Origin of the sequence: Nocardioides marmorisolisilvae (genome assembly GCF_031656915.1) — a bacterium.
GTDB lineage: Bacteria > Actinomycetota > Actinomycetes > Propionibacteriales > Nocardioidaceae > Marmoricola > Marmoricola terrisoli.
Genome location: NZ_CP134227.1, coordinates 2,391,669 through 2,411,076, shown reverse-complemented (window position 1 = coordinate 2,411,076; position 19,408 = coordinate 2,391,669). Strand labels below are relative to the sequence as shown.

Annotated in this window: 23 protein-coding genes; 3 read left to right on the top strand and 20 right to left on the bottom strand. The window is 67.0% G+C overall.

What is annotated here, in order from left to right; all coding sequences use genetic code 11:
- Nucleotides 1–9: 9 nt before the first annotated feature.
- The 13 genes from Q9R13_RS11550 to Q9R13_RS11490 all read right to left on the bottom strand — a co-directional run bounded on the left by Q9R13_RS11550 (nt 10) and on the right by Q9R13_RS11490 (nt 10,111).
- Nucleotides 10–405 (bottom strand): Rid family hydrolase, encoded by a 396-nt coding sequence (locus tag Q9R13_RS11550; protein WP_310961330.1) that lies wholly within the window; start codon nt 403–405, stop codon nt 10–12.
- Nucleotides 402–734, bottom strand: coding sequence for a hypothetical protein (locus Q9R13_RS11545; RefSeq protein WP_310961329.1), 333 nt, complete (start codon nt 732–734; stop codon nt 402–404). Before Q9R13_RS11545 ends, Q9R13_RS11550 begins: the two co-directional genes overlap by 4 nt.
- Entirely contained in the window at nt 731–1,798 is a 1,068-nt protein-coding gene (locus tag Q9R13_RS11540; RefSeq protein ID WP_310961328.1) for a Rieske 2Fe-2S domain-containing protein, read from the bottom strand. The genes Q9R13_RS11545 and Q9R13_RS11540 overlap by 4 nt, the downstream gene beginning before the upstream one ends.
- 2 nt (nt 1,799–1,800) lie before the next feature.
- A complete protein-coding gene (locus tag Q9R13_RS11535) occupies nt 1,801–2,022 on the bottom strand; it encodes a recombinase-like helix-turn-helix domain-containing protein (RefSeq protein ID WP_310961327.1) in 222 nt (73 codons plus the stop codon).
- 17 nt (nt 2,023–2,039) lie between these two features.
- A complete protein-coding gene (locus Q9R13_RS11530) occupies nt 2,040–2,606 on the bottom strand; it encodes an alpha/beta fold hydrolase (protein ID WP_310961326.1) in 567 nt (188 codons plus the stop codon).
- Nucleotides 2,606–4,288: a thiamine pyrophosphate-binding protein gene (locus tag Q9R13_RS11525; RefSeq protein WP_310961325.1), complete on the bottom strand. Its 1,683-nt coding sequence runs from the start codon at nt 4,286–4,288 to the stop codon at nt 2,606–2,608. The genes Q9R13_RS11530 and Q9R13_RS11525 overlap by 1 nt, the downstream gene beginning before the upstream one ends.
- A 34-nt stretch (nt 4,289–4,322) precedes the next feature.
- A complete protein-coding gene (locus Q9R13_RS11520) occupies nt 4,323–5,102 on the bottom strand; it encodes an SDR family oxidoreductase (RefSeq protein WP_310961324.1) in 780 nt (259 codons plus the stop codon).
- A 70-nt stretch (nt 5,103–5,172) separates the two neighbouring features.
- Nucleotides 5,173–5,916 carry an SDR family oxidoreductase gene (locus Q9R13_RS11515; protein WP_310961323.1) on the bottom strand — a complete coding sequence of 248 codons (744 nt, stop codon included), beginning with the start codon at nt 5,914–5,916 and terminating at the stop codon, nt 5,173–5,175.
- On the bottom strand, nt 5,913–6,785 hold the full coding sequence (locus Q9R13_RS11510; protein WP_310961322.1) for an alpha/beta fold hydrolase: 873 nt from the start codon (nt 6,783–6,785) through the stop codon (nt 5,913–5,915). Before Q9R13_RS11510 ends, Q9R13_RS11515 begins: the two co-directional genes overlap by 4 nt.
- Nucleotides 6,782–7,615 (bottom strand): aspartate dehydrogenase domain-containing protein, encoded by an 834-nt coding sequence (locus tag Q9R13_RS11505; RefSeq protein ID WP_310961321.1) that lies wholly within the window; start codon nt 7,613–7,615, stop codon nt 6,782–6,784. Before Q9R13_RS11505 ends, Q9R13_RS11510 begins: the two co-directional genes overlap by 4 nt.
- A gap of 2 nt (nt 7,616–7,617) precedes the next feature.
- Nucleotides 7,618–8,571, bottom strand: coding sequence for a VOC family protein (locus Q9R13_RS11500; protein ID WP_310961320.1), 954 nt, complete (start codon nt 8,569–8,571; stop codon nt 7,618–7,620).
- Between the two features lie 10 nt (nt 8,572–8,581).
- Nucleotides 8,582–9,544 (bottom strand): PDR/VanB family oxidoreductase, encoded by a 963-nt coding sequence (locus tag Q9R13_RS11495; RefSeq protein WP_310961319.1) that lies wholly within the window; start codon nt 9,542–9,544, stop codon nt 8,582–8,584.
- Nucleotides 9,545–9,583: 39 nt separating this feature from the next.
- Complete coding sequence (locus Q9R13_RS11490) at nt 9,584–10,111, bottom strand: cupin domain-containing protein (protein ID WP_310961318.1); 528 nt, start codon at nt 10,109–10,111, stop codon at nt 9,584–9,586.
- A gap of 183 nt (nt 10,112–10,294) precedes the next feature.
- Between Q9R13_RS11490 and Q9R13_RS11485 the strand changes: the two genes are divergently transcribed.
- A complete protein-coding gene (locus Q9R13_RS11485) occupies nt 10,295–11,830 on the top strand; it encodes an aldehyde dehydrogenase (protein ID WP_310961317.1) in 1,536 nt (511 codons plus the stop codon).
- Nucleotides 11,831–11,906: 76 nt separating this feature from the next.
- On the opposite strand, the gene Q9R13_RS11480 is transcribed toward Q9R13_RS11485, so the two are convergent.
- From Q9R13_RS11480 to Q9R13_RS11450, 7 genes are read right to left on the bottom strand one after another with little or no spacing between them, the layout of a single operon-like run.
- On the bottom strand, nt 11,907–12,458 hold the full coding sequence (locus Q9R13_RS11480; RefSeq protein WP_310961316.1) for a MarR family winged helix-turn-helix transcriptional regulator: 552 nt from the start codon (nt 12,456–12,458) through the stop codon (nt 11,907–11,909).
- A complete protein-coding gene (locus Q9R13_RS11475) occupies nt 12,436–13,179 on the bottom strand; it encodes a VOC family protein (protein WP_310961315.1) in 744 nt (247 codons plus the stop codon). Before Q9R13_RS11475 ends, Q9R13_RS11480 begins: the two co-directional genes overlap by 23 nt.
- A 7-nt stretch (nt 13,180–13,186) precedes the next feature.
- Nucleotides 13,187–14,026, bottom strand: coding sequence for an alpha/beta hydrolase family protein (locus Q9R13_RS11470; RefSeq protein WP_310961314.1), 840 nt, complete (start codon nt 14,024–14,026; stop codon nt 13,187–13,189).
- Complete coding sequence (locus Q9R13_RS11465) at nt 14,019–14,807, bottom strand: ABC transporter permease (RefSeq protein ID WP_310961313.1); 789 nt, start codon at nt 14,805–14,807, stop codon at nt 14,019–14,021. The genes Q9R13_RS11470 and Q9R13_RS11465 overlap by 8 nt, the downstream gene beginning before the upstream one ends.
- Complete coding sequence (locus tag Q9R13_RS11460; protein ID WP_310961312.1) at nt 14,797–15,645, bottom strand: ABC transporter permease; 849 nt, start codon at nt 15,643–15,645, stop codon at nt 14,797–14,799. Before Q9R13_RS11460 ends, Q9R13_RS11465 begins: the two co-directional genes overlap by 11 nt.
- Complete coding sequence (locus Q9R13_RS11455; RefSeq protein WP_310961311.1) at nt 15,642–16,484, bottom strand: ABC transporter ATP-binding protein; 843 nt, start codon at nt 16,482–16,484, stop codon at nt 15,642–15,644. Before Q9R13_RS11455 ends, Q9R13_RS11460 begins: the two co-directional genes overlap by 4 nt.
- A gap of 33 nt (nt 16,485–16,517) precedes the next feature.
- Nucleotides 16,518–17,588: an ABC transporter substrate-binding protein gene (locus Q9R13_RS11450; protein WP_310961310.1), complete on the bottom strand. Its 1,071-nt coding sequence runs from the start codon at nt 17,586–17,588 to the stop codon at nt 16,518–16,520.
- A 166-nt stretch (nt 17,589–17,754) separates the two neighbouring features.
- Between Q9R13_RS11450 and Q9R13_RS11445 the strand changes: the two genes are divergently transcribed.
- The gene (locus Q9R13_RS11445; RefSeq protein WP_310961309.1) at nt 17,755–18,324 is read left to right on the top strand and encodes a MarR family winged helix-turn-helix transcriptional regulator; all 570 of its coding nucleotides are present in this window, start codon (nt 17,755–17,757) and stop codon (nt 18,322–18,324) included.
- Between the two features lie 121 nt (nt 18,325–18,445).
- On the top strand, nt 18,446–19,402 hold the full coding sequence (locus Q9R13_RS11440) for an ABC transporter substrate-binding protein (RefSeq protein ID WP_310961308.1): 957 nt from the start codon (nt 18,446–18,448) through the stop codon (nt 19,400–19,402).
- Nucleotides 19,403–19,408 lie beyond the last annotated feature (6 nt).

The window sequence follows — 19,408 nt, the reverse complement described above, 5'->3', positions numbered from 1 at the left end:
CGCGCTCGATCAACGGGAGCTCCCCAGGACGCCCTGGGCCTCGATCTCGACGGTGAGGCGGGGATCCACCAGCGCCCTCACCTCGACCAGGGTGGAGCAAGGGAAGTCGCCAGTGAAGAACTCTGCCCTCGCCCGACCGACCTCGGCCTTCTCGTCGATGTCGGTCATGTAGAGACGCAACACGACCAGGTCGTCCATCACGCCGCCCGCAGCCTCGATGAGTCGCTGGATCTTGGTCAGCGCTATTCGGGCCTGGTCGTAGGTCGATCCGTCGCCCAGGATGCCGCCGGCGCCGTCACCCGCATGGAGGCCGGAGACGAAGATCTGGTCGCCCACGACCCGGGCGTTGCTGAACATCGTGGAGCGTGGTGGCTCGTCGACTCCCGGCGCGTGCACGGCCGTCACGGCGTATTCCCTCTACGTGCGGCCGACTCAGCTGTCAGCCGCTCACGCACCGGCAGGAAGTCGTACGTTGGGTAGAACTCGGTGCGGAAGGCGCCCCAAGCACGACGTTCCAGCTCGACGTTCACCGCAGCGATTCGCGAGGCGGGCAACCGCAATGTGACGATCTGCCCCACGCCCATGGCCACTACCCAGGAGACGATCTCGACCCCCTCCGGCGGAAAGCCGGTCCACCAGTCTCGCTCGTCAAGCTGGTCCTGGATCTTTTCGAGGTGCTGGGACTGGTCGTGGCGCAGGAAGACGGTCAGCATCACCTCGTCGGGCGAGGTCACTTGCCGCCTTGGGAGATCTTCTCGGCCTGTTCCTTGGCAGCGGCCTGGTACATCCGTCGCATTCTGGCGACCCCGAGGTCGTGCTGGTAGAGGTGCTCGCCCTGGTCGGCGTCGACGGCGAAGTTCTCAAGCATGCCGCGGTCCTGCTCCAGCACGGCCCAGTGCTTCGCCTCGAGGGTGGTCTTGTAGAGGAAGCGCCAGACGTCGCGCTCCCAGCCCTGCACCTTGCGGGTCCGCCAGTGGAAGACAGCCGTGACGTTGTCGGTGACCGGCGTGGGGATGCCGACGATGCCGAAGGGACCGCCGGGGCCCGCCTCCGGGCCGTAGGGGATCTCCAGGTCGACGTAGTCCAGACCGTTGTGGTGGACGTACTCGACCCAGTCGAAGTTCTGCCCGCGCTGGTCGGTCTTCTCGAAGAAGAAGCCCCGGTCGGTCTCGCGGATCCGGAACCGTGCAGTGGTGTCACCGCTGAACATCGAGTGAGAGTCGGCGTGCAGGAAGGCCCCATGCATGGGGTCCAGCACGTTGTCGAGGTAGAACCGCCATGGCGCCTTCCACTCCACGAAGTTCACGAAGTAGGAGTGCTCCGAGGAGTCGAGCCGGTCCGGCAGAGTGAACTCCGGAGCCTTGTTGTCAGGCAGTGCGGGGAACCAGGCGAACGCAACGCCGGCAGCCTCGACCATGTCTAGGCTGACGGTTGCCTGCTTGCCCTCCAAGGCACACCCGGGCATGCCGGGCACCTTCACCACGGTGCCGGTGCCGTCGACCTCTACCCCGTGGTACTGGCACTTCACCCGGTCGCCGAGGTGCTGGCCGATGGAGAGCGGCGCATTGCGGTGTGGGCACCGATCGGCCAGCATTGACAGCTTGCCCTGGGCGCTGCGGAAGAGCAGCCAGTCCTTGCCGAGGCGGGTGACCTTCTTCATCGCACCCGGCTTGACCAGGTGTGAGGGCAGCACGGGGTACCAGCGGTCCCGCAGGCCGGTCCCCATGAGCTCCGCGACATCCAGGGCTCCGGTGTTGCGGCCCGGCGAGTTCACCCGGGGGGTCTCGGTCACAGTCATCGTCAGGCTCCCAGTCTCGTCATCTCGGCACAGAAGGACTCCTCGGTCCACGGCTCGCCGGTCGGTGAGGTCGACCGGTGATCGTTGAGCCCCTTCACCAGTTCAGGGAGCTCGGTGTGGCCCTCGGCGAAGACTCGCTCGATCAGGCCGGCGAGCTTGAGCTCGTACGGCGAGGCCGGCTCGGTTCGGGTCTGAACGGGCTGCAGATACAGCGGCTCTTGCATGGTTTCTCCTCCGGTTCTCAAGGGGTACTGGCCGTGTCGGCCGGGGTGATGATGTGGCGGGCTTCGGGGTCCAGGGCGCGCAAACCCTCGACGATCGAGATGAACGAGGCTGACCACTCCTGGAATGAACCCGGCCGCGATGCATGGGCGGGCAGCTCGGTGTGGTCCATCACCACGAACACCCCATTGGGAATCTGGCCAGCCAGGGTCTGGGAGTCCTCGAGACCGGACTCCCCGTCGGGACTCGCCGCGACCACCAGCGACGGCACCCTGACGTCCACCAGGTCGTCGGTGACGTCGCCCAGATCCGTGCGGGGCGAACAATCGGTGAGCACCAGGCTCCGCACGAGCTCCGGGCGGCTGACCGCCAACCGGACAGCGACGGCACCTTCGGGTCCACTCGCCACGATGTGCATCGGTGCACCGAAATCTTCAATTGCCTCGGCTGCGACCGCGACCCGGGCGGGGAGGTCCTGGTCGGGCGTGAACGCGACCGACCGGCTTCCGTCATCCGACCCCGTCAGCTCGGGCCAGTCCAGGCTGCTGTGCAGACCCAGGACGGCACTGTGGGGCCCCTCGCTCATCAGGACTCCCTGCTCTGACGCGCCCCGGGTGTGGGCACGTGCACCGGTGGAACGAACGGCTTCGGCGCCGGCGACAGCGCGGTGACGTCGACCTCGATGACCATCGGGGTACCCAGTTCGACCGCCTTGACCAGGGCGCTGCGGAACTCGTCGCCGTTCCTCGCCAGGGCATAGGGGAGCGCGAGTGAATGCGCCAGGTCGCCGAAGTCCGGCGTGAACAGGTCAACTCCCGCGCGTCTGCCGGTGTTGGCCTCCTGCAGGTTGCGCAGCACGCCGTAGCCGCCGTCATTGAAGATCACCAGGATGCACGACGGCTCCTCACCCGCCAGCGTGCACAGCTCGCCGAGGTGTACGGCGAGGCCGCCATCGCCGACCATGACCAGGGTCGGCACGTCCGTGCGACCGACAGCGGCACCGATGCCCATGGCGAGGCCCTGACCGATGCCACCGCCGAGCGGGAAGATGTTGCTGCGCGGGTCGAGGATCGGCAACAGGCGGTTGCCCCAGGAGCTCGACGGGATGGTCACGTCACGGGCGATCATGGACCCCTGGGGCAGCACCTCGCTGATCGCCGTACAGATGCTCCCGTAGGCGCCGATGTCCGCTTCCAGCTTGGTCCGGACGTCTTCGCGCACCGAGGTGACCCGCTCCGTCCAGCCCGCTTCCGGTCCGGTGGACCTGGAGCGGAGCGCGTCGAGGAGGGCCGGCACGATCGCAGCGGCGTCACCGACGAGGCCGACCTCAGCGGGGTACACCCGCCCGACGGCCGCCTCGTCGACGTCGATGGCGACGTGAGGGGAGGGCAGTGGCAGGTGATAGTGCCGGGTCTCGTTGGAACGGAAGTGGCTGCCGATGCTCAGCAGGGCATCGGCGTCGGCGATCAGCGCGTCCAATCCCGGGTTGGAGGCGAAATTGCCGACCACCAGAGGGTGATCCTCTGGAATGGAGCCCCGGCCGGCGTTGCTGGTGAGCAGTCCGGCGCCGAGCAGCTCGGCGAGCTCCTGGAGAGGGGCGCCGATGTCGCGGGCACCACCGCCGGCCCAGATCAGGGGACGCCTGGCGTTGTCGAGCACGTCGATCGCGGATGCCAGAGCGGCTGCATCAACGGTCGGGGGTCTGCTGACGGTGGCGGGCCCGTTCACGGTCTGGTCGGCGGGGTCGCCGAGGTACTGCAGGTCGATTGGCCACTCCACGCTGGCGGGAGCGGTGGGCAGGGTGCTCAGATCTGCAATGGCGGCCTCGAGGACCTCACGAGCCTGGTCGGCGCGCTCGACGGTGCGGGCGAACCTGGACACGGCCTGGAGCATCTGCAGCTGGCGTGGGACCTCGTGGATGACGCCTCGACCTGACCCGAGGAAATCGCTGTCGATCTGGCCGGTGACGTGCAGCACCCGACTCCCAGCAGAGAGCGCCTCCAGCATCGACCCGGCCGCGTTGCCGGCTCCGGTGCCGGTGCTGGTGATGGCCACCCCGAACCTCCCGGTGGCTCTCGCATAACCGTCCGCTGCGTTCACCGCCGCCGCCTCGTGACGGACCGGGACGAAGCGCAGCTCCCGGTCGATCGCCTCCACCAGGGGGAGGTTGTGGATGCTGACGACCCCGAACGCGGTGTCGACGCCGTGCGCGCGCATCACCTCGACGAGGACGTCGCCGCCGGTGACGTGGGTGGGTTGATCGGTCATGGGATCTCCTGGGATCTCCGGGATGGTGGTCAGGTCAGACGTAGCGGCCGACGCCGCCGCCGACGTCGATGCAGGCTCCGGTGGTGTAGCCGGACAAGGGGGACAGCAACGAGACGATGGGGAACGCCACCTCGGCTGCGGTGCCGAGGCGGCCGAGGACGACACCTCGGTCGCTGGCCAGCTCGCTGGCCCACTCGGCATAGGTGAGGGAGGTATCGGCCTCGGCATATCGTCGGGACCACTGGCCGGTGTCGACCAGCCCGAGGAGCACCGAGTTGATCCGGATGCCTTCGGAGCCGAGCGAGGTGGCCAGGGTTCTGGTCAGGTTCAGCAGGGCAGCACGAGCGGCAGACGTGACCGGCAGCCGGGGCTCCGGTTGGCGGGCCAGGATCGCGTTCACCGTGACCACGGAGCCGACCTGCGACGTGGCGAGGTGCGTCTGAGCAGCCCGCACGAGGTTCAGGACGCCGAAGATCTTCAGGTCGAACTCCTCACGGATCTGCGCATCGGTGGTGCTCTCGATGGGTGCCATCAGCGACCTCCCGGCGTTGCACACCACCCCGTCAGCGCCGCCGAAGCGGTCAACTGCGGACTCGACGAATGCCTCGACCGCGGACTGGTTCGTCACGTCGCAGGAGACCAGATGAAGGCGCTCGGTCGACGCATCCGTCAGCACTGCGGTCAAGCGGTCGAGGTCTCGGGCGCACGCCGCCACGTTGGCACCCTCGGCCAGCAGCATCTGGGCGGTGGCCAGGCCCACGCCGGAACTGGCGCCGGTGACCAGCACCGTGCGGTCACGCAGTCCGAGGTCCATGTGGTGCCTTTCGTGAAGGTTTGTCGGGTCGGGGTAGTCGGTTGGTCGGGTGGCCGGGCTGGCTGGTTGGTCAGGGCATCACAAAGCCGCCGTCGACGACCAGTGTCTGGCCGGTGACGTAGCGGGAGTCGTCGCTGAGCAGGAATGCGACCACGCCGGTCACGTCCTCCGGGGTCTGGTCGCGATCCAGGGCGCGGTTGTTGCGATAGAGCTCGTAGCGCTCCGCCGGAACGGTCTCCGTCGCCTCCACCCGGGTCAGGCCGGGGGCCACCGCGTTGACGCGCACGCCGTCCGGTCCGGCGTCGCGGGCCATGCCACGCGTCATCGAGATGATCGCGCCCTTGGAGGCGACGTAGTGTGCCAGCCGTGGTGAGCCGTAGAGGGCGGCATCAGAGGCGAGGTTGACGATCGCCCCCTGGTGGCGGGTCAGTTGGGGGTACAGCGCCCTGGAGACCAGCCAGGTCCCGCGCACGTTGACGTCGAGGATCCGGCTGAACTGCGTCTCCTCGATCTGGTGGAAGGGCAGCCCGCCGACGCCGTTGGCGATGGCAGCGTTGTTGACCAGGCCCTGCGCACCGCCGAGGGCCTCGACGGCTTCGGCCAGTGCGGCCACTGAGGCTGCCTCGGAGACGTCGGTGTCCACCCGGTGCGCCTCGATGCCGTGCTCCAGCAGTTGGGCGACGCCCTTCTCGGCAACCTCGGGCCTCAGCTCGGCCACCACGATCCGGGCGCCGTCGCGTCCGAGTCGCTCGGCGATGGCCAGGCCGAGGCCCCGTCCGGAGCCGGTGACGACGTACAACGGTCGGCCACTCATCGGATGCTCTCCTGACGGGTGCGGTCGCTGGGCGCTTCCTCGGGCAGCCCGGCCAGGAACCTCAGCAGCGCATCGGCGACCTCGACCGGCTGTTCCTGTACGGCGGCGTGGCCGGCGTTGCGGACCAGACCGAACTGCGCCTGCCGGATCGCATCCGCCAGCAGTCGAGACTCCTCGACGCCGGTGACCAGGTCCTGGTCACCGACCAGCACCAGCGTCGGCGCTGTGATGCTCGAGAGCACAGGCCCGGTGTCGCTCTGGGCCATCATCTCGGCGGCGCCGGCGTACCCGGCCAGCCGCACGGACGACATCTGTCGTGCCACCTCCCGAGCGACCGTGAGGTCCGCTCCGTCGGCGAGCAGTCGTGGCGCACGGCCTGCCGCGAACTGCTCGGCGCCGACGGCTTGCAACTCGGCCACCCGGCCACGCATGGCGGCCGCCTTCTCCGGAGTCGTCGCCGACCCACGAGTGGAGTCGATCAGGGTGAGGCTGGCGACCACCTCAGGTCGGCGGACCGCGACCTGGGTGCAGATCACGCCGCCCCAGGACACTCCGACAAGGTGGGCGTGGGGGGCGTCGAGGCGCTCGAGCAGACCGGCGACCAGTTCGACGTAGGCGCCGGGGGAGTCAGGCCCAGTGAGTGGCCCAGCGACCTCCGGACCGGGGTCGGCGGAGGCGCCGTATCCCGGAGCGTCCCAGGCCACGGTGCGCCATCCGGCCGCGGCGAGCAGGGGTCCGACTCCGGCGAAGGTGTCAGCACTGCCGCCGATGCCGTGCAGGAGTACCACGGGGACGGTGCGGGCAGGCTCGCCGGTCTCGTCGGGTTCGAAGAGCTCCAGGGCAATGTCGCCGACCTCGGCGCGGCTCATATCAGCGTCTCCCGCCGACCGGCCAGGTCCTGGATTGCGCGCAGAACGGCGAACGGCACCACTCCGGAGCTGGCTGGGTTGTCCCGAGACGGCAGGTTGCGGATCTGGAACAGGTAGCTGCCGGTTCTGCTCTGGACGGTGATCTCGTTGCTGGTCAGGCTGCATTCCGGGTCGGCGAACACCACTGCCTCGACCTTGGCCGGGTCGCCGGCGGCCATCGCCACGGCCATGGCGACGTTGGCGGACTTCGGGAACGCCGTGGCGATCCGTTGCGGGGTGCCGCGGAGAACTTCGGTGCGGCCGGTGACCTCGAGCAGCTCGGCCCGCTGCTGGTCGTCCATCCAGTCCTGGACCAGTGTGCGTGGTTGCTTGTAGGTCTCGATGCAGATCTTGTCCAGGGTGCCCCCGTCGGCGACCGCCCGGATTAGGTCCAGCCCACCGATCGCGCCGGTGGAGAGGTAGAGCCTGCCTGGTCCCCCGAAGAGCTGCTCGTGCAACCGCTCGTCGGCGAGCGCCCCGATCGAGAGCACCAGCAGGTCCACCCCTGCGGCCACAACCCGCGGTCCGAACTCGGCGAGCACGTTCTGGCCGGCCGCCTCGACGAAGAGGTCAGCCAGCTCTGTGGCCTGGGCAAAGGTGATCGACTCACCGGCCGCATCCTGGGTGCCGTGCGAGTCGACCACGGCAGCCAGGGCGGCTCCGTCGACGTTGCCGGACTTCAGTGCGTCGGCGACGGGCCTGCCGATCGAGCCGTGGCCGAGCACGGCGACGCGCAGCGGGCCCCCTTGCGCTGATGCGGTCGCCGGGTGTCGCAGGTGGGTGAGCGTCATGATCAGGCGGTCTTGGTGAGTCGGGCCAGGTGACCAGCGTCCGGCACGCCCGCCATGTGCTTGCGGACCTTCTCGGTGGGCGGTCCCGCCGTACCCCACTGGTCTGAGAGCTCCGGGGTGCGCGGCCAGACCCGGCACAGCCAGCTGTCCTCCTCGATCTGGGCGACCTCGGAGGTGTACTCGCAGACCAGTCCGGCCGGGTCGCTGAAGTAGGAGAAGGTGTTGTCGCCGGGTCCGTGCCGGCCCGGGCCCCACTCGGGGCTGATGCCCGCACGGCGCAGGTTGCCGATGCCGCGCATAAAGTGATCGACCGACGGCATCTCGTAGGCGACGTGGTTCAGCGAGGTCCAGGGCGCCTGGTTGAAGGCGATCACGTGGTGGTCGCTGTTGCAGCGCAGGAAGGCCATCTGGTGCTCGGACCAGTCCGAGATCCGCATGCCCAGGACGTCGCAGTAGAAGGTGCTAATCGCGTCGATGTCGACGGTGTTGAGCACCACGTGGGCGATCTTGCGCGGGATCGCGTCCCGGCCGTTGGCGTCGCGGGCGGAGACGGCGAAGCGCTCGACGCTCAGCTCGACCAGACGCCCTTCCGGGTCGACGAACTGCAGCCCGTAGCCACCGGCCGCATCGTCGAGCGGACCCGGTTCGCGTACGACGGCCACGCCGAGCCTCTCCAGTCCGCGGGCGGCTGCGTCGACGGCACGACGGGTGTCGAGAGCGAAGACGATCTTGCCGAGCGCGTTCTGGTCGTGCTGGGCGAGGTGCAGGATGTGGTGCTCCTGGCCGGACCCGCGTAGCCAGGCGACGTCGTCACCCTGATCGGTGGCGCTGAGGCCCCAGGTGCCGGTGTAGAAGTCGATCATCGACTTCGGGTCCGGCACGAGCAGGGAGACCGAGCGCAGGGAGTGGAGGCGGGCCACGGGCGGCCCGGGGTTGACGATCCCGGTGATGGACATGTGGTTCCCTTCAGGAGATGTCGAGGGTGAGCTCGGGGGTCAGCGCCCGCGATACGCAGATGAACATGGTGTTCTGGGCTTCCTTCTCGCTGTCGCTCAGCAGGAAGTCGCGATGGTCGACGATGCCGCTGAGCACCTTGGTCTCACAGGTGCCGCAGATGCCCTCGGTGCACGAGCTGGGCATGTCGAAGCCCGCCTGGTCCAGGGCGTCGAGAGCGGTGGTTCCGACCGGGACGGCGACCCGTCTTCCCGACCCCGCGCAGACGATCTCGAAGGGCTGGTCGCCACCTTCGGGCGGAGCAACCGGGTCGGGGGCCTTGAACCGCTCCAGGCGCAGGCATCCGGCATCGGCCAACCCCTCCTCCACCCCCTTGAGCAGCGGCTCGGGGCCGCAGCAGTAGACGAGCGTGTCGGCGTCAACCCCTTCGAGTACTTCGGAGAGGTTCGGGGGGCCGCCCGCTTCGTCATCCGCATGGATGCGCAGGTGAGCGGTGCCGAGCTTCTCCAGCTCGTCGACGAAGGCCATCGTGGCGGCGGACCGGCCCGCATAGAGCATGCTCCAGTCTGCGCCGCGCCGCTCCAGGTCGCGAGCCATCGCGAGGATCGGAGTGATCCCGATGCCCCCGGCGACCAGCACGTACCTCGCCGCCGGCTCGAGCTGGAAGTTGTTGCGTGGCCCGTCGACGGTGATGAGGTCGCCGGGACGCAGCTCGACATGGACGTAGGCACTGCCACCGCGTGAGCTCGGCTCCCGGAGGACCGCGACGGTCCAACCGGTGCGGTCCTCCGGATCGGAGCACAGGGAGAACTCACGAACGATGCCGTTGGGCAGGTGCAGCGCCAGGTGGGCGCCTGGCTCCCACGTGGGCAGGGCCTCCCCGGACGGGTCGGTGAGCCGGACACTCAGGACGCCTTCGGCCTCCCAGTTCAACCCGTTGACGCGGAGCTCGCGTGCTCCTGTTGGGGTGAGCATCCGTCTCTCCCTCCGATGTTGTGCTGGGCTGGTGGGTGGTCAGTCGCGCGTGACGCCGTACATCTCCGACGTCTTGGGGTACGTCGGGAGCTGCGGCTTCTGGGTTCCGATGATCACGCAGATGAGTGCGTCCTCGTCACTGACCGTCTTCAGGCTGCGGGGTACGCCGGCCGGGACCCGGATCAGATCCCGGTAGCCGAGAACACGGGAGGCGGTCTTGGTGCCGTCCTCGACATCGTGCACGCTGAACTCGACCTGGCCCTCGAGGACGAAGAACGCCTCCTCGACGTCGTGGTGAGTGTGCTCGGGACCGACACAGCCGGCCGGCAACAGCATGTTAGAGAACGTGAACCCGCCGGAGGGCAGGGTCCGACCGTCACCCTCGTGGTTGCCGGTCGCACCGGACCCGATGTAGCGGATCTGGGCCCGGCGAAACTTCTCGCCACCCTTCTCGGCCTGGAAGGCCAACGTGTCCCAGTCCTCGTATCGGCTCTCCTTGGTGGCCAGGCAGGAGTCGATGAGCGCATCGAGGTCGTTGGTCTCCACGGTGTTCTCTGTCGTGGTCATAGGAAGTCTCCTTGGGGTATTGTCTCAGACCTAAGATACTTAGTAGCATGAAGCCGTCGAGGGCGATCCGTCAACACCCAAAAGCAAGAAGTTTGGCGGACGCTCCTTCAGCAGTCGATGCTTCCACGCACGCGGATCGTCTCTGCCCAGGTTTCAATCCTCTTGGCTCTAAGGAGACCGCAGATGAACACCACGCAGCCGGACACGCAGCTGAGCGCTTCTCGCCATGCCGCCCTGGACGGGGTGGACGGGCTGGAGGACCTCATCCTGGTCGGAGGGGAGTGGCGGCAGGGCGGCGGCGAGCTGATCGAGTCACGTGACCCGGCCACGGGCGGGGTAGTGCACGCCTTCCACGGGGCATCGCTGGAGGATGTCGAGGACGCGGTGACGGCCGGACTCGCGGCTTCGCGGGCGGGTGTCTGGGCAGACCTGCTCCCGCACCAGCGCGCCCTGGTTCTGCACCGGATAGGTGATCTCATCGAGGAGCGTGCCGACCTCATCTCGCATGTTCAGACCGCTGACACCGGAAAGTGCCGGTCCGAAACCAGGGCACTGGCGATGAGCGCCGCGGGGACCTTCCGGTACATGGCAGCCGCACTGGAAACGATGGAGGAGGCAGTCACGCCCCAGCGCGCCGGCAGCCTGACCATGACGGCGCACGAGCCGTACGGCGTGGTCGCAGCGATTACGCCCTGGAACTCGCCCATCGCCAGTGATGCCCAGAAGGTCGCGCCGGCGCTGGCTGCAGGCAACGCGGTGGTGCTCAAGCCGCCGGTGTGGGCGCCATTGGTGTCCCTGCTGGTCGGCCGGATCTGCGAGGAGGCGGGTCTGCCCGCAGGACTGCTCTCGGTGTTGCCCGGCTCGGGCTCGGTGATCGGCAACGCGCTGGTCGCCCACCCGTCGGTCGGCAAGGTGTCCTTCACCGGTGGAACCACCACGGGGCGCAAGATCGGGCGGGTCGCTGCGGACAAGATCATGCCGGTGACCCTCGAGCTCGGGGGTAAGTCACCGACGATCGTCTTCGCCGATGCCGATCTGGAGCAAGCCCTCGCCGGGATCCTGTTCGGCATCTTCTCCTCCAGTGGCCAGAGCTGCATCGCTGGTTCCCGCTTGTTCATCCACGAGTCTGTCTACGACGACTTCGTCGGTCGGCTCGTGGAACGGACCCGGCAACTGCGAGTCGGACCCGGCACCGACCCGGGCACCGACGTCGCGCCCTTGGTGCACCACTCCCACCGGGACCAGGTGGCCGGCATGGTCGACAAGGCGGTCGCGGAAGGTGCGACGGTGCTGGCCGGAGGATGCATTCCGGAGGATCCAGCGCTGGCTGCAGGCGCCTACTACCTGCCGACGATCCTGGCCGGTGTCACCAACCAGGACACGATCTGCCGCGAGGAGGTCTTCGGGCCGGTCGCTGTCGTACTCCCGTTCAGGGACGAGTCCGACCTGATCGCCCAGGCGAACGACAACGAGTTCGGGCTCGCCTGCGGAATCTGGACCAGCGACTATCGCCGGGCCTGGCGGGTCGCCCGAGCGATCGACTCCGGCACGGTGTGGATCAACACCTACAAGCAGTTCAGCATCTCGACGCCGTTCAGCGGCCACAAGGCCAGTGGACTAGGCACCGAGAAGGGTCGGGACGGGATCAAGTCGTACATGCGCCAGAAGAGCATCTACTGGGACCTGACCGGCACCCCGCTGCCGTGGGGCCAGCCTTGATCCAGCACTGACCCAGCCCTGACCTAGCCCTGATCCAGCGCTGGGAACTACGCCGGCACTCCGGCCAGGCTTTTGGTCAGCCGGCGTCCTGGTCGGGCTCCTCGCGCATTCGCTCGGCGACTTCGAGCGAGACCTCGAGCCGCGAGAGCAGCTCGGCCAGCTGCCGCTGCTCGGTGCGGGTGAGTCCGGACAGGAAGCTGTTCTGTTCCGCGAAATGCCGCTCCAGCACCGTGTCGATCAGGTTGTGGCCGGCAGCGGTGAGCTCGATGTAGACGACCCGGCGATCGTTGGGATCCCGGGTGCGGCTGACCAGCCCGGACCTCTCCAGCCTGTCGATCCGCTGGGTGAGGCCGCCGCTGCTGATCAGGCCGACCTGCGCGAGCTGGCCCGCAGTGCGCTTGTGCTCTGGGCTCCGGCGAAGGGACGCGAGCACGTCGAAGGCCGCCGTGGTCAGGTTGAACTCCTCAAGCACATCGGCCACGAGTCCCTGGTAGCGGATGTCGCAGCGATGCAGCCGGCCGAGCACGCCGATGCTGCTGACGTCCAGACCGGGGACCTCGCGGGACCATTGGTCGATGATGAGGTCGACCAGATCCGAGGAACGCTTAGGTTGCTTCTGCGCCATCATTCCCCTGAGGTCTAAGAAGGTTTCGTGCTCTCATTCGGTGGTGCACCTCGTCAAGGTTCTCACATGTGAACGACTTCAACGCCCGCCGACCGCTCCCCGCGGCAGTGCGGTCCGAAGGAGTGGCGGGCTCGAGGCGCAATCGATTGCCTGCCGGGTCTTGCAGATCCAGGGCGTGATCGACTTCCGCGGTGACGCGCACGATCCAGCCGGCACGTGTGCTCGTCTGGTAGTCGACCAGTGTCGGGAACCCGGGTCCGAAGACAGCCTGGTGGAAGCTTCGGACTCCATCGCAGTCAGGTGACTCCTGGGTCCAACCACTGATGCGTCCCACTCCTGGGCATACCGCGGTGCCCGGATCTGTCTGTGACTCGAACAGGCCCATGTGCCCGCCCAAGGGGTGATGCAACCAGGCGAACCGGCCGTCGGGGACGGAGATGATCGCGCCGAGTGCGGGAGCGCCCGCGTGGACCGCGAGCTCGCGACCGGCATCGACGTCGTCCACGGCGATGTAGACCCGCCACCCGCGCTCGGGCCGAGGCTCGGCGGGACCGCCGAAACCGGCCACCTTGAAGCCGTCGGCAAACGCCCTCCGATAGCCCGAGTCCTCGGGGTTCATGTCGTAGGTCCAGCCGAGATGTGCGGCATAGTGCGCCAGCACGTCCGCGCTGGGCGTGCCACCGAGTTCCAGCCAACAGGGGGCACCACCGGACAGTTCGCTCATGCTCGACTCACAACCGCAGCGCCTCCAGCGCTTCCATTGCTCGAGTCCAACCCAGCGACTGCGGGTCCAGGAAGGCAAAGTGGCCGGTCGCCGGCAGTTCCTCGAGAGTGATCGACTCTCCCTTATGAATGGCGGTGGCGACGTAGTCGCGGTTCTCCCGGATCCGGTGCGGTTGGTCCAGCTCGCCACACAGGATGACCTGGGTGGACCGACTCGCCGGGCGACGGGAGAGGTCGAGATACTCGTAGTCATCCGGGACCTCGTCGGTGGTTCCACCCACGAACCGGGCGTAGTCCGCGGTAGCCCTGGCGTTGATCCGCAGGTCGCACACCGCCCCCAGAGCAATAACGTGGCGCACGGCCGTTAGCCCGGCGGACCACAGCGCGAGGTATCCACCTGCGGAGTGCCCCACGACCGCCACCCGATCAAGGTCGAGCGGCTCCTCGATCTGGGAGAGATGGGCGAGGGCGGACTCGATGTCGGACGTCGTACGACGAGGGCCGCCGTCGAGGTCTGTCCGGCGGTACTCCGGGCACCAGACGGCATAGCCACGCCCAACAAGGTCGGCCGCATTAGCGTCCATGATTGCCTTGGAGAAGCGGGCCAGGAATCCGCCACCGTGGATCAACACGACCGTCGGGAAGGGTCCTGGGCCGTCAGGCAGCCAGAGGTCTGCGACCTGTTCCGGGTGGGTGCCGTAGGCCACCGTGGTGAGGGCGAAGCTCCCTGCCCTCGCTACCGCGGTGATCTTCTTGATCCAGGCTTCCAGTGCCTCCATGCTGGCCGGGTCCTCGATCAATGGCGGAACGCCGGAATCGCGGGTGCGCAGGGTGTTCGATTCAGGCATCGGATCGTGCCTCCCAGAAGACAATCTGGCGGGTCGCGACCTGGAGCAGTTGATCGAGCACGAAGCCAAGGACGCCGAGCAGCAGGATGACGCCGAGGGCCTGGGACGGCTCGAAGGTGCGGCCGGCGTCACGGATCAGGAAGCCCAGGCCCCGGCTCTGGCCGAGCATCTCCACCACCACGGTAACCACTACCATGATCGGCACGGAGATTCGCAGTCCGGTCAGGAATGCCGGGAGCGCCGAGGGGACCTGTACTGCCGTGAATGTCCGCCACCGGCCGGCGTCCGCATTGGCCGCCGCGCGCACCAGTTCCTTGTTGGTGGACTGCACGCCCTGGAGCGTGTTGTAAGCGATCGGGTACATGCATTCCAGGGCAACGAGGACCACTACGGGCAGGGTGCCCAGGCCCAGCATCAGGATGAAGACCGGATAGAGCGCCAGCTTCGGCACCGGGTAGGTGGCGCTGAGGAAGGGCGACACGATCGCACTGGCCAGTCGGCTCTGTGCCATCAGCACGCCCAGCGCGACCCCCAGCACTGCCGCCAGCAGCAGGCCTTCCAGACCCGACCGAATGGAGACGGAAGCGTTGTACCAGAGGTCTCCGGAGTTCGCCGAGCTCACCATGGTGTCCCAGATGCGGCCCAGGCCCGGTGCCAGGACAGGGTTCTGCTGGATCATGGCGTTGACCTGCCACAGGATCACCGGAACACCCAGGCTGAGCACCGTCAGCGTAATGGCGAGCCACCTGCGTGCCGTCTTCGAGGCTCGGTCAACGGCCATCGTGACCCACCGCCTCGATCGCCTGGCCACGCGTCAACCTGACTCCGACCCAGCCAAGCAGGAGATCGGCCAGGAAGCCGGCCAGGGCCAGGACCAGCAGGCCGCCATACATCACGTCGTAGCGGCCGTTCTGGTATCCGTTGTAAAGCATGCCGCCGACGCCGTCGGGACTCACCACGATCTCACCGGCGAACAGGGTGACGAAGGACAGCGCAAGGGCGATCCGGGTACCCACCAACACCCGGGGCAGGGCGGCAGGGAGGACGACCCCGAAGAACCGGCGCAGGCGAGAGGCCTCAGCATTCTCCGCGACACGCACTAGGTTCTTCTCGACGAGTCGGGTTCCGCTCGCGGAGTTGATGTACGCCGGAAAGAAGCAGCCCAGGGCGATGACGCTGACCCGGGTCACGTCTGTGAAGCCGAGCCACACTGCGAACACTGGCAGGAGTGCGATCTTCGGGAGCGGGTTGGCGACACTGACCAGGGGATCGACGAGCTTGCCGACGAGCCAGCTCCGGCCGGATAGCAGGCCGAGCACGATTCCGCAGCCGGTGCCGATGGCGAATCCGGCCAGTAACCGCCGCCCACTCGTGACGAGTGCCGGTATCAGCAGGCCCTCATCGTGCGCGGTCGCAACACCGCGCACGATCTCAAGCGGGCTCAGGATGTAGTCGGGCAGCACGCCGGTCGTCCCCGCGAGCTCCCAGACGGTCAGCACGACCACGAAGGAGATCAGGGAGAGCGGCCACTTCTTGGCGAGCATCCACTCGTACACGGAGTCTCGTGGGTCGCCATGCCCCACCTCGACCAGCGACGGAACGGCAGCCGCGGAGCTCATCGGCCAGCTCCGTCCGCACGCGGCTGCATTTCGTTGCGCAGCACGTCCCACAGGCGGTTGTGCTGTTCGAGCAGTCGCGGGTCCTTCTTGGACTCCGCCGTGCGAGGGCGCGGCAGGGCGACCTGCTCGACGTGCACGATTCGGCCGGGCCGGGCACCCATCACCACCACGCGGTCCCCGAGGAAGGCCGCCTCGTTGATGTCGTGAGTGACGAAGACGACGGTGGTCCCGGTCGTGCTCCACACCCTGTTCAGCTCCTCTTGCATGAGTTCCCTGGTCTGAGCGTCGAGGGCGCCGAACGGTTCATCCATCAGCAGGACCCGCGGCTTGAGCGCCAAGGTCCGGGCAAGAGCCACCCGCTGCCTCATGCCTCCCGAGAGCTCACCGGGGTAGGAGTCCTGGAATCCGCTCAGGCCGACCAGCTCGACGTACTCCATCGCGGCTGCGCGGGCCTCGCGGCGCCCGACTCTGGCTGCCACGAGCGGCCAGGCGACATTGTCGAGCACGTTCTTCCAGGGGAAGAGTGCGCCGTGCTGGAACATCATCCCCAGGGCCCGACCTGGCCCGGTGACGGGTCGGCCCTCCAGGTGGACCGAACCCGCTGTGGCGGTCTCGAACCCTCCGATGATGTGTAGCAGCGTGCTCTTGCCGCAGCCACTCGGTCCCAGGATGGTCAAGAACTCGCCGTCACGGACCTGTAACTCGACCTCCGCCAGCGCCTCGACCGTTCGCTTGCCGCGTCGGAAGGTCTTGCGGACCCCCTTGATCTCGAGGATCGGCTGGACGTCGGGACCGGTGGCCTCGGTGTTCATCATCGACTCGGTGTGTCGAGTGGCCATGACGTGCTCCTTCTCTGCCCTGTGGACCAGGGGTCACTGGGTGTTCGAAATGCCCGGGAAGACCATGTCCTTCGCGGTGACATTCGCGTCCGAGCTGACGATCCCGACGGCCTTCATGCTCTTGATGAGGGCATCAAGGTCGGTCAGGTCGATGACGCCGCCCTCGGGTCGGGCCCAGTCGTCGGCACCGAGGTAGACGTCGGCGGGTGCCTGGATGATCTTGGCGTCCAGGATCTGCTGCTTGCCCTTCTTCACGTCGGCGTTGTATGCGGCGACGGTCTGCTTGTAGTCAGCGATCCAGGCGCACACGGCGCCCGCGTTGGCCTTGATGTACTTGTTGCCGAAGATTGCGTCCTGCAACTCCTGGTCGACGTCGGACCCGGTCAACGAGTCGAAGACGTCGACCAGCGCGCCCTTCTCCTGTGCGATCGAGTAGAACGGCTCGACCAGGCCAACGACGTCGGCAGTGTGGTTGCGCAGTGCCTCCTCCATGCTTGAGAGCGGGATGACGGCGTACTTCACATCCTTCTTCGGGTCCAGTCCCGCCGATGCGACCGCCTTCTGGGCCCAGTAGTCCTGCGACGTGCCGTAGTCAGCGATCGCGATGGTCTTGCCCTTGAGATCCTTCACCGACTTGATCCCGCTCGACTTCAGCGCGACGAAGGTGCTCAGGAAGTGCCCCTTTGCCTCCTTGCTGATCGAGGCGACCAGGCTGAAGTCGAGGCCCTTGGCCTTGGCACTGATCAGCGGCGGGATAGACATCGACGCGCCGTCGATCTGACCAGACACGATCGAGGTCATCCGGTCGCTCGACTTGGTGATGGTCGTGTACGTCGGGTCGTACCACTTGCCGCGGTTCGGAGTGGTGCCGACATTCGCCTGCATCAGGTAGATCGGTTCCTCGGCCGCAGTGCCGTGTGCGAACGTGAGCTTGGCCGGGGACTTGGGCGCGACCGAAAGGTCGATCTTGGAACAGTCCGTGGAGTAGGCCATGCCTTCGGCATTGGTCTGCGCCTTGGTGTTGCCGGCACCGCAGCCAGCCACTGCCATGGCCACCAGCAGGCCGCCTGCAACTCCGCCGAGAGCCCTCTTCTGCTTGAACATCGTTCCTCCAGGACCTGTGTACGAGACCGCGGCGTCGCCGCCGTGCATGAGCCGAAGCCTTGCATCATACTTTCTTGAGCGTCAAGAGACTTGGAATCCTTTTTTCTTGACAGTCAAGATAAATTTCCGGGGTAGGGGTTGCTGGACACTCAGGAGGAAGAGCCGCATGGAGCACGGATCGACTGTTCGAAACGAGAACCCGGGTAAGTCGGTCGAGCGGCCTGATCCGGGCGATCCGAACTGGGACGTCGTCGACCAAATCATCGAGGACATGCACCGGATCACGCCAGAAGCGGACCTGAGCAGTCTGCACGTCGTGAGCCGCATGCTCCGGGTGATACGGATCTTCGAGCGCTGCCGTGAGAAGGCCTTGAAGACCCATGGCCTGGAGGCCTGGTCCTTCGACATGCTCGCCGCGATCCGGCGCTCGACTGCCGAACAGATGCGCCCGGGAGACCTGCTGGAGTTCACCTTCGTCACCTCCGGCACGATGACCTCCCGGCTGGACTCCCTTGAGCGCCGCAAGCTGATCGCTCGACGCCGCGACGAAAGCGATCGTCGGGGCGTTCTCGTGGTCATCACCGACACCGGACGAGCTCGGATCGACCAAGCCTTCGACGACATCATCGCGTGCCAGCAGGAGCTGATCGCAGATCTCGACCCAGCGGAGAGCCTGCAACTCGAGCGGCTGCTTCGGCGGATGCTCCGGAGCGATCATCTGTACGCTGAGAGCTGACGATCGGAGAAAGATTCATTCTCTTAGGTCTTGACCTCTTAGAGGCAAGACATTCACACTGGACGAAGCCCACACCGTGACCGGCGCCACAGTTGGTCCTTCGTCGATGGAGATCGTGTACATGAATCACAATCGTTGGAAGCTCGTCACTGTTCTGGCTGCGGCCCTGATGCTGGTTAGTGCCTGTGGCGGAGCGAACGACGCCACGGCCAAGGGTGGAGACACCAAGATCAAGGTTGCCGTCCTCCCGCTGGCGGACTACGCACCCGTCTACTGGGCCAAGGACCACGGTCAGTTCAAGGACCAGGGCCTCGATGTCACCTTCGAGAACCTTCCTGGCGGCCCGGTGGGGGTGCAGAAGGTGGTCACGGGCGAACTGCAGTTCGCGTTCTCGAACCCGATCAGCTCCACCATCGCGACCAGCAAGGGCGCACCGGTCCAGACCGTCGCGATGCTGTCCGGACTCGGCAAGGGCGAGCTCGGTATCTTCGTGAAGGCCGACTCGCCGATCAAGACCATGGCCGACCTCGACAAGAAGACGGTCGGCATAAACACGACCAACAACGTCGGTGACGTCACCTTCGCGAAGCTGGCCAAGGCTCAGGGCATCGACGCCAAGCCCGACTGGGTCGAGGTGCCCTTCCCCGAGATGATCGACGGGGTCAAGAACGGCTCCATCCAGGCCGGCTACCTCCCCGAGCCGTTCGCGTCGGCCGCACGCCAGGCGGGGCTGCGCCAGGTCGTCGACCTGGTCCAGGGTGACAACGTGGGTCTCCCCATGTCGACGTTCGTGACCTCCACCCAGTACGCCAAGTCGAATCCTGACGTCGTGAAGAAGTTCGCCACCGCGCTCAACGCAGCCCGCGACCAGATGGCTGGCAACGACGCCGCGTTCCGCGCCTGGTGGCCCAAGGCATCGAGCACGGACCCGGCGGCCGCGAAGGTGATGCACCTGCCCACCTTCGATGTGAAGCTGGACGTCAAGGAGATGCAGAGCATCGCTGACTTCCTCTCCGAGCTGGGCGTCATCCAGGGCAAGTACGACGCTGCGAAGTACACGATCGTCAACGAAGGCTGACGGGGC

What these genes read in the sequence shown, in the direction of transcription:
- Q9R13_RS11480 (WP_310961316.1), bottom strand. Translation starts at nt 12,458, where the DNA reads ATGATGGCGCAGAAGCAACCTAAGCGTTCCTCGGATCTGGTCGACCTC.
- Q9R13_RS11495 (WP_310961319.1), bottom strand. Translation starts at nt 9,544, where the DNA reads ATGCTCACCCCAACAGGAGCACGCGAGCTCCGCGTCAACGGGTTGAAC.
- Q9R13_RS11515 (WP_310961323.1), bottom strand. Translation starts at nt 5,916, where the DNA reads ATGAGTGGCCGACCGTTGTACGTCGTCACCGGCTCCGGACGGGGCCTC.
- Q9R13_RS11440 (WP_310961308.1), top strand. Translation starts at nt 18,446, where the DNA reads ATGAATCACAATCGTTGGAAGCTCGTCACTGTTCTGGCTGCGGCCCTG.
- Q9R13_RS11470 (WP_310961314.1), bottom strand. Translation starts at nt 14,026, where the DNA reads ATGCCTGAATCGAACACCCTGCGCACCCGCGATTCCGGCGTTCCGCCA.
- Q9R13_RS11530 (WP_310961326.1), bottom strand. Translation starts at nt 2,606, where the DNA reads ATGAGCGAGGGGCCCCACAGTGCCGTCCTGGGTCTGCACAGCAGCCTG.
- Q9R13_RS11485 (WP_310961317.1), top strand. Translation starts at nt 10,295, where the DNA reads ATGAACACCACGCAGCCGGACACGCAGCTGAGCGCTTCTCGCCATGCC.
- Q9R13_RS11535 (WP_310961327.1), bottom strand. Translation starts at nt 2,022, where the DNA reads ATGCAAGAGCCGCTGTATCTGCAGCCCGTTCAGACCCGAACCGAGCCG.
- Q9R13_RS11505 (WP_310961321.1), bottom strand. Translation starts at nt 7,615, where the DNA reads ATGACGCTCACCCACCTGCGACACCCGGCGACCGCATCAGCGCAAGGG.
- Q9R13_RS11465 (WP_310961313.1), bottom strand. Translation starts at nt 14,807, where the DNA reads ATGGCCGTTGACCGAGCCTCGAAGACGGCACGCAGGTGGCTCGCCATT.
- Q9R13_RS11510 (WP_310961322.1), bottom strand. Translation starts at nt 6,785, where the DNA reads ATGAGCCGCGCCGAGGTCGGCGACATTGCCCTGGAGCTCTTCGAACCC.
- Q9R13_RS11520 (WP_310961324.1), bottom strand. Translation starts at nt 5,102, where the DNA reads ATGGACCTCGGACTGCGTGACCGCACGGTGCTGGTCACCGGCGCCAGT.
- Q9R13_RS11450 (WP_310961310.1), bottom strand. Translation starts at nt 17,588, where the DNA reads ATGTTCAAGCAGAAGAGGGCTCTCGGCGGAGTTGCAGGCGGCCTGCTG.
- Q9R13_RS11455 (WP_310961311.1), bottom strand. Translation starts at nt 16,484, where the DNA reads ATGGCCACTCGACACACCGAGTCGATGATGAACACCGAGGCCACCGGT.
- Q9R13_RS11525 (WP_310961325.1), bottom strand. Translation starts at nt 4,288, where the DNA reads ATGACCGATCAACCCACCCACGTCACCGGCGGCGACGTCCTCGTCGAG.
- Q9R13_RS11445 (WP_310961309.1), top strand. Translation starts at nt 17,755, where the DNA reads ATGGAGCACGGATCGACTGTTCGAAACGAGAACCCGGGTAAGTCGGTC.
- Q9R13_RS11460 (WP_310961312.1), bottom strand. Translation starts at nt 15,645, where the DNA reads ATGAGCTCCGCGGCTGCCGTTCCGTCGCTGGTCGAGGTGGGGCATGGC.
- Q9R13_RS11490 (WP_310961318.1), bottom strand. Translation starts at nt 10,111, where the DNA reads ATGACCACGACAGAGAACACCGTGGAGACCAACGACCTCGATGCGCTC.
- Q9R13_RS11500 (WP_310961320.1), bottom strand. Translation starts at nt 8,571, where the DNA reads ATGTCCATCACCGGGATCGTCAACCCCGGGCCGCCCGTGGCCCGCCTC.
- Q9R13_RS11540 (WP_310961328.1), bottom strand. Translation starts at nt 1,798, where the DNA reads ATGACTGTGACCGAGACCCCCCGGGTGAACTCGCCGGGCCGCAACACC.
- Q9R13_RS11475 (WP_310961315.1), bottom strand. Translation starts at nt 13,179, where the DNA reads ATGAGCGAACTGTCCGGTGGTGCCCCCTGTTGGCTGGAACTCGGTGGC.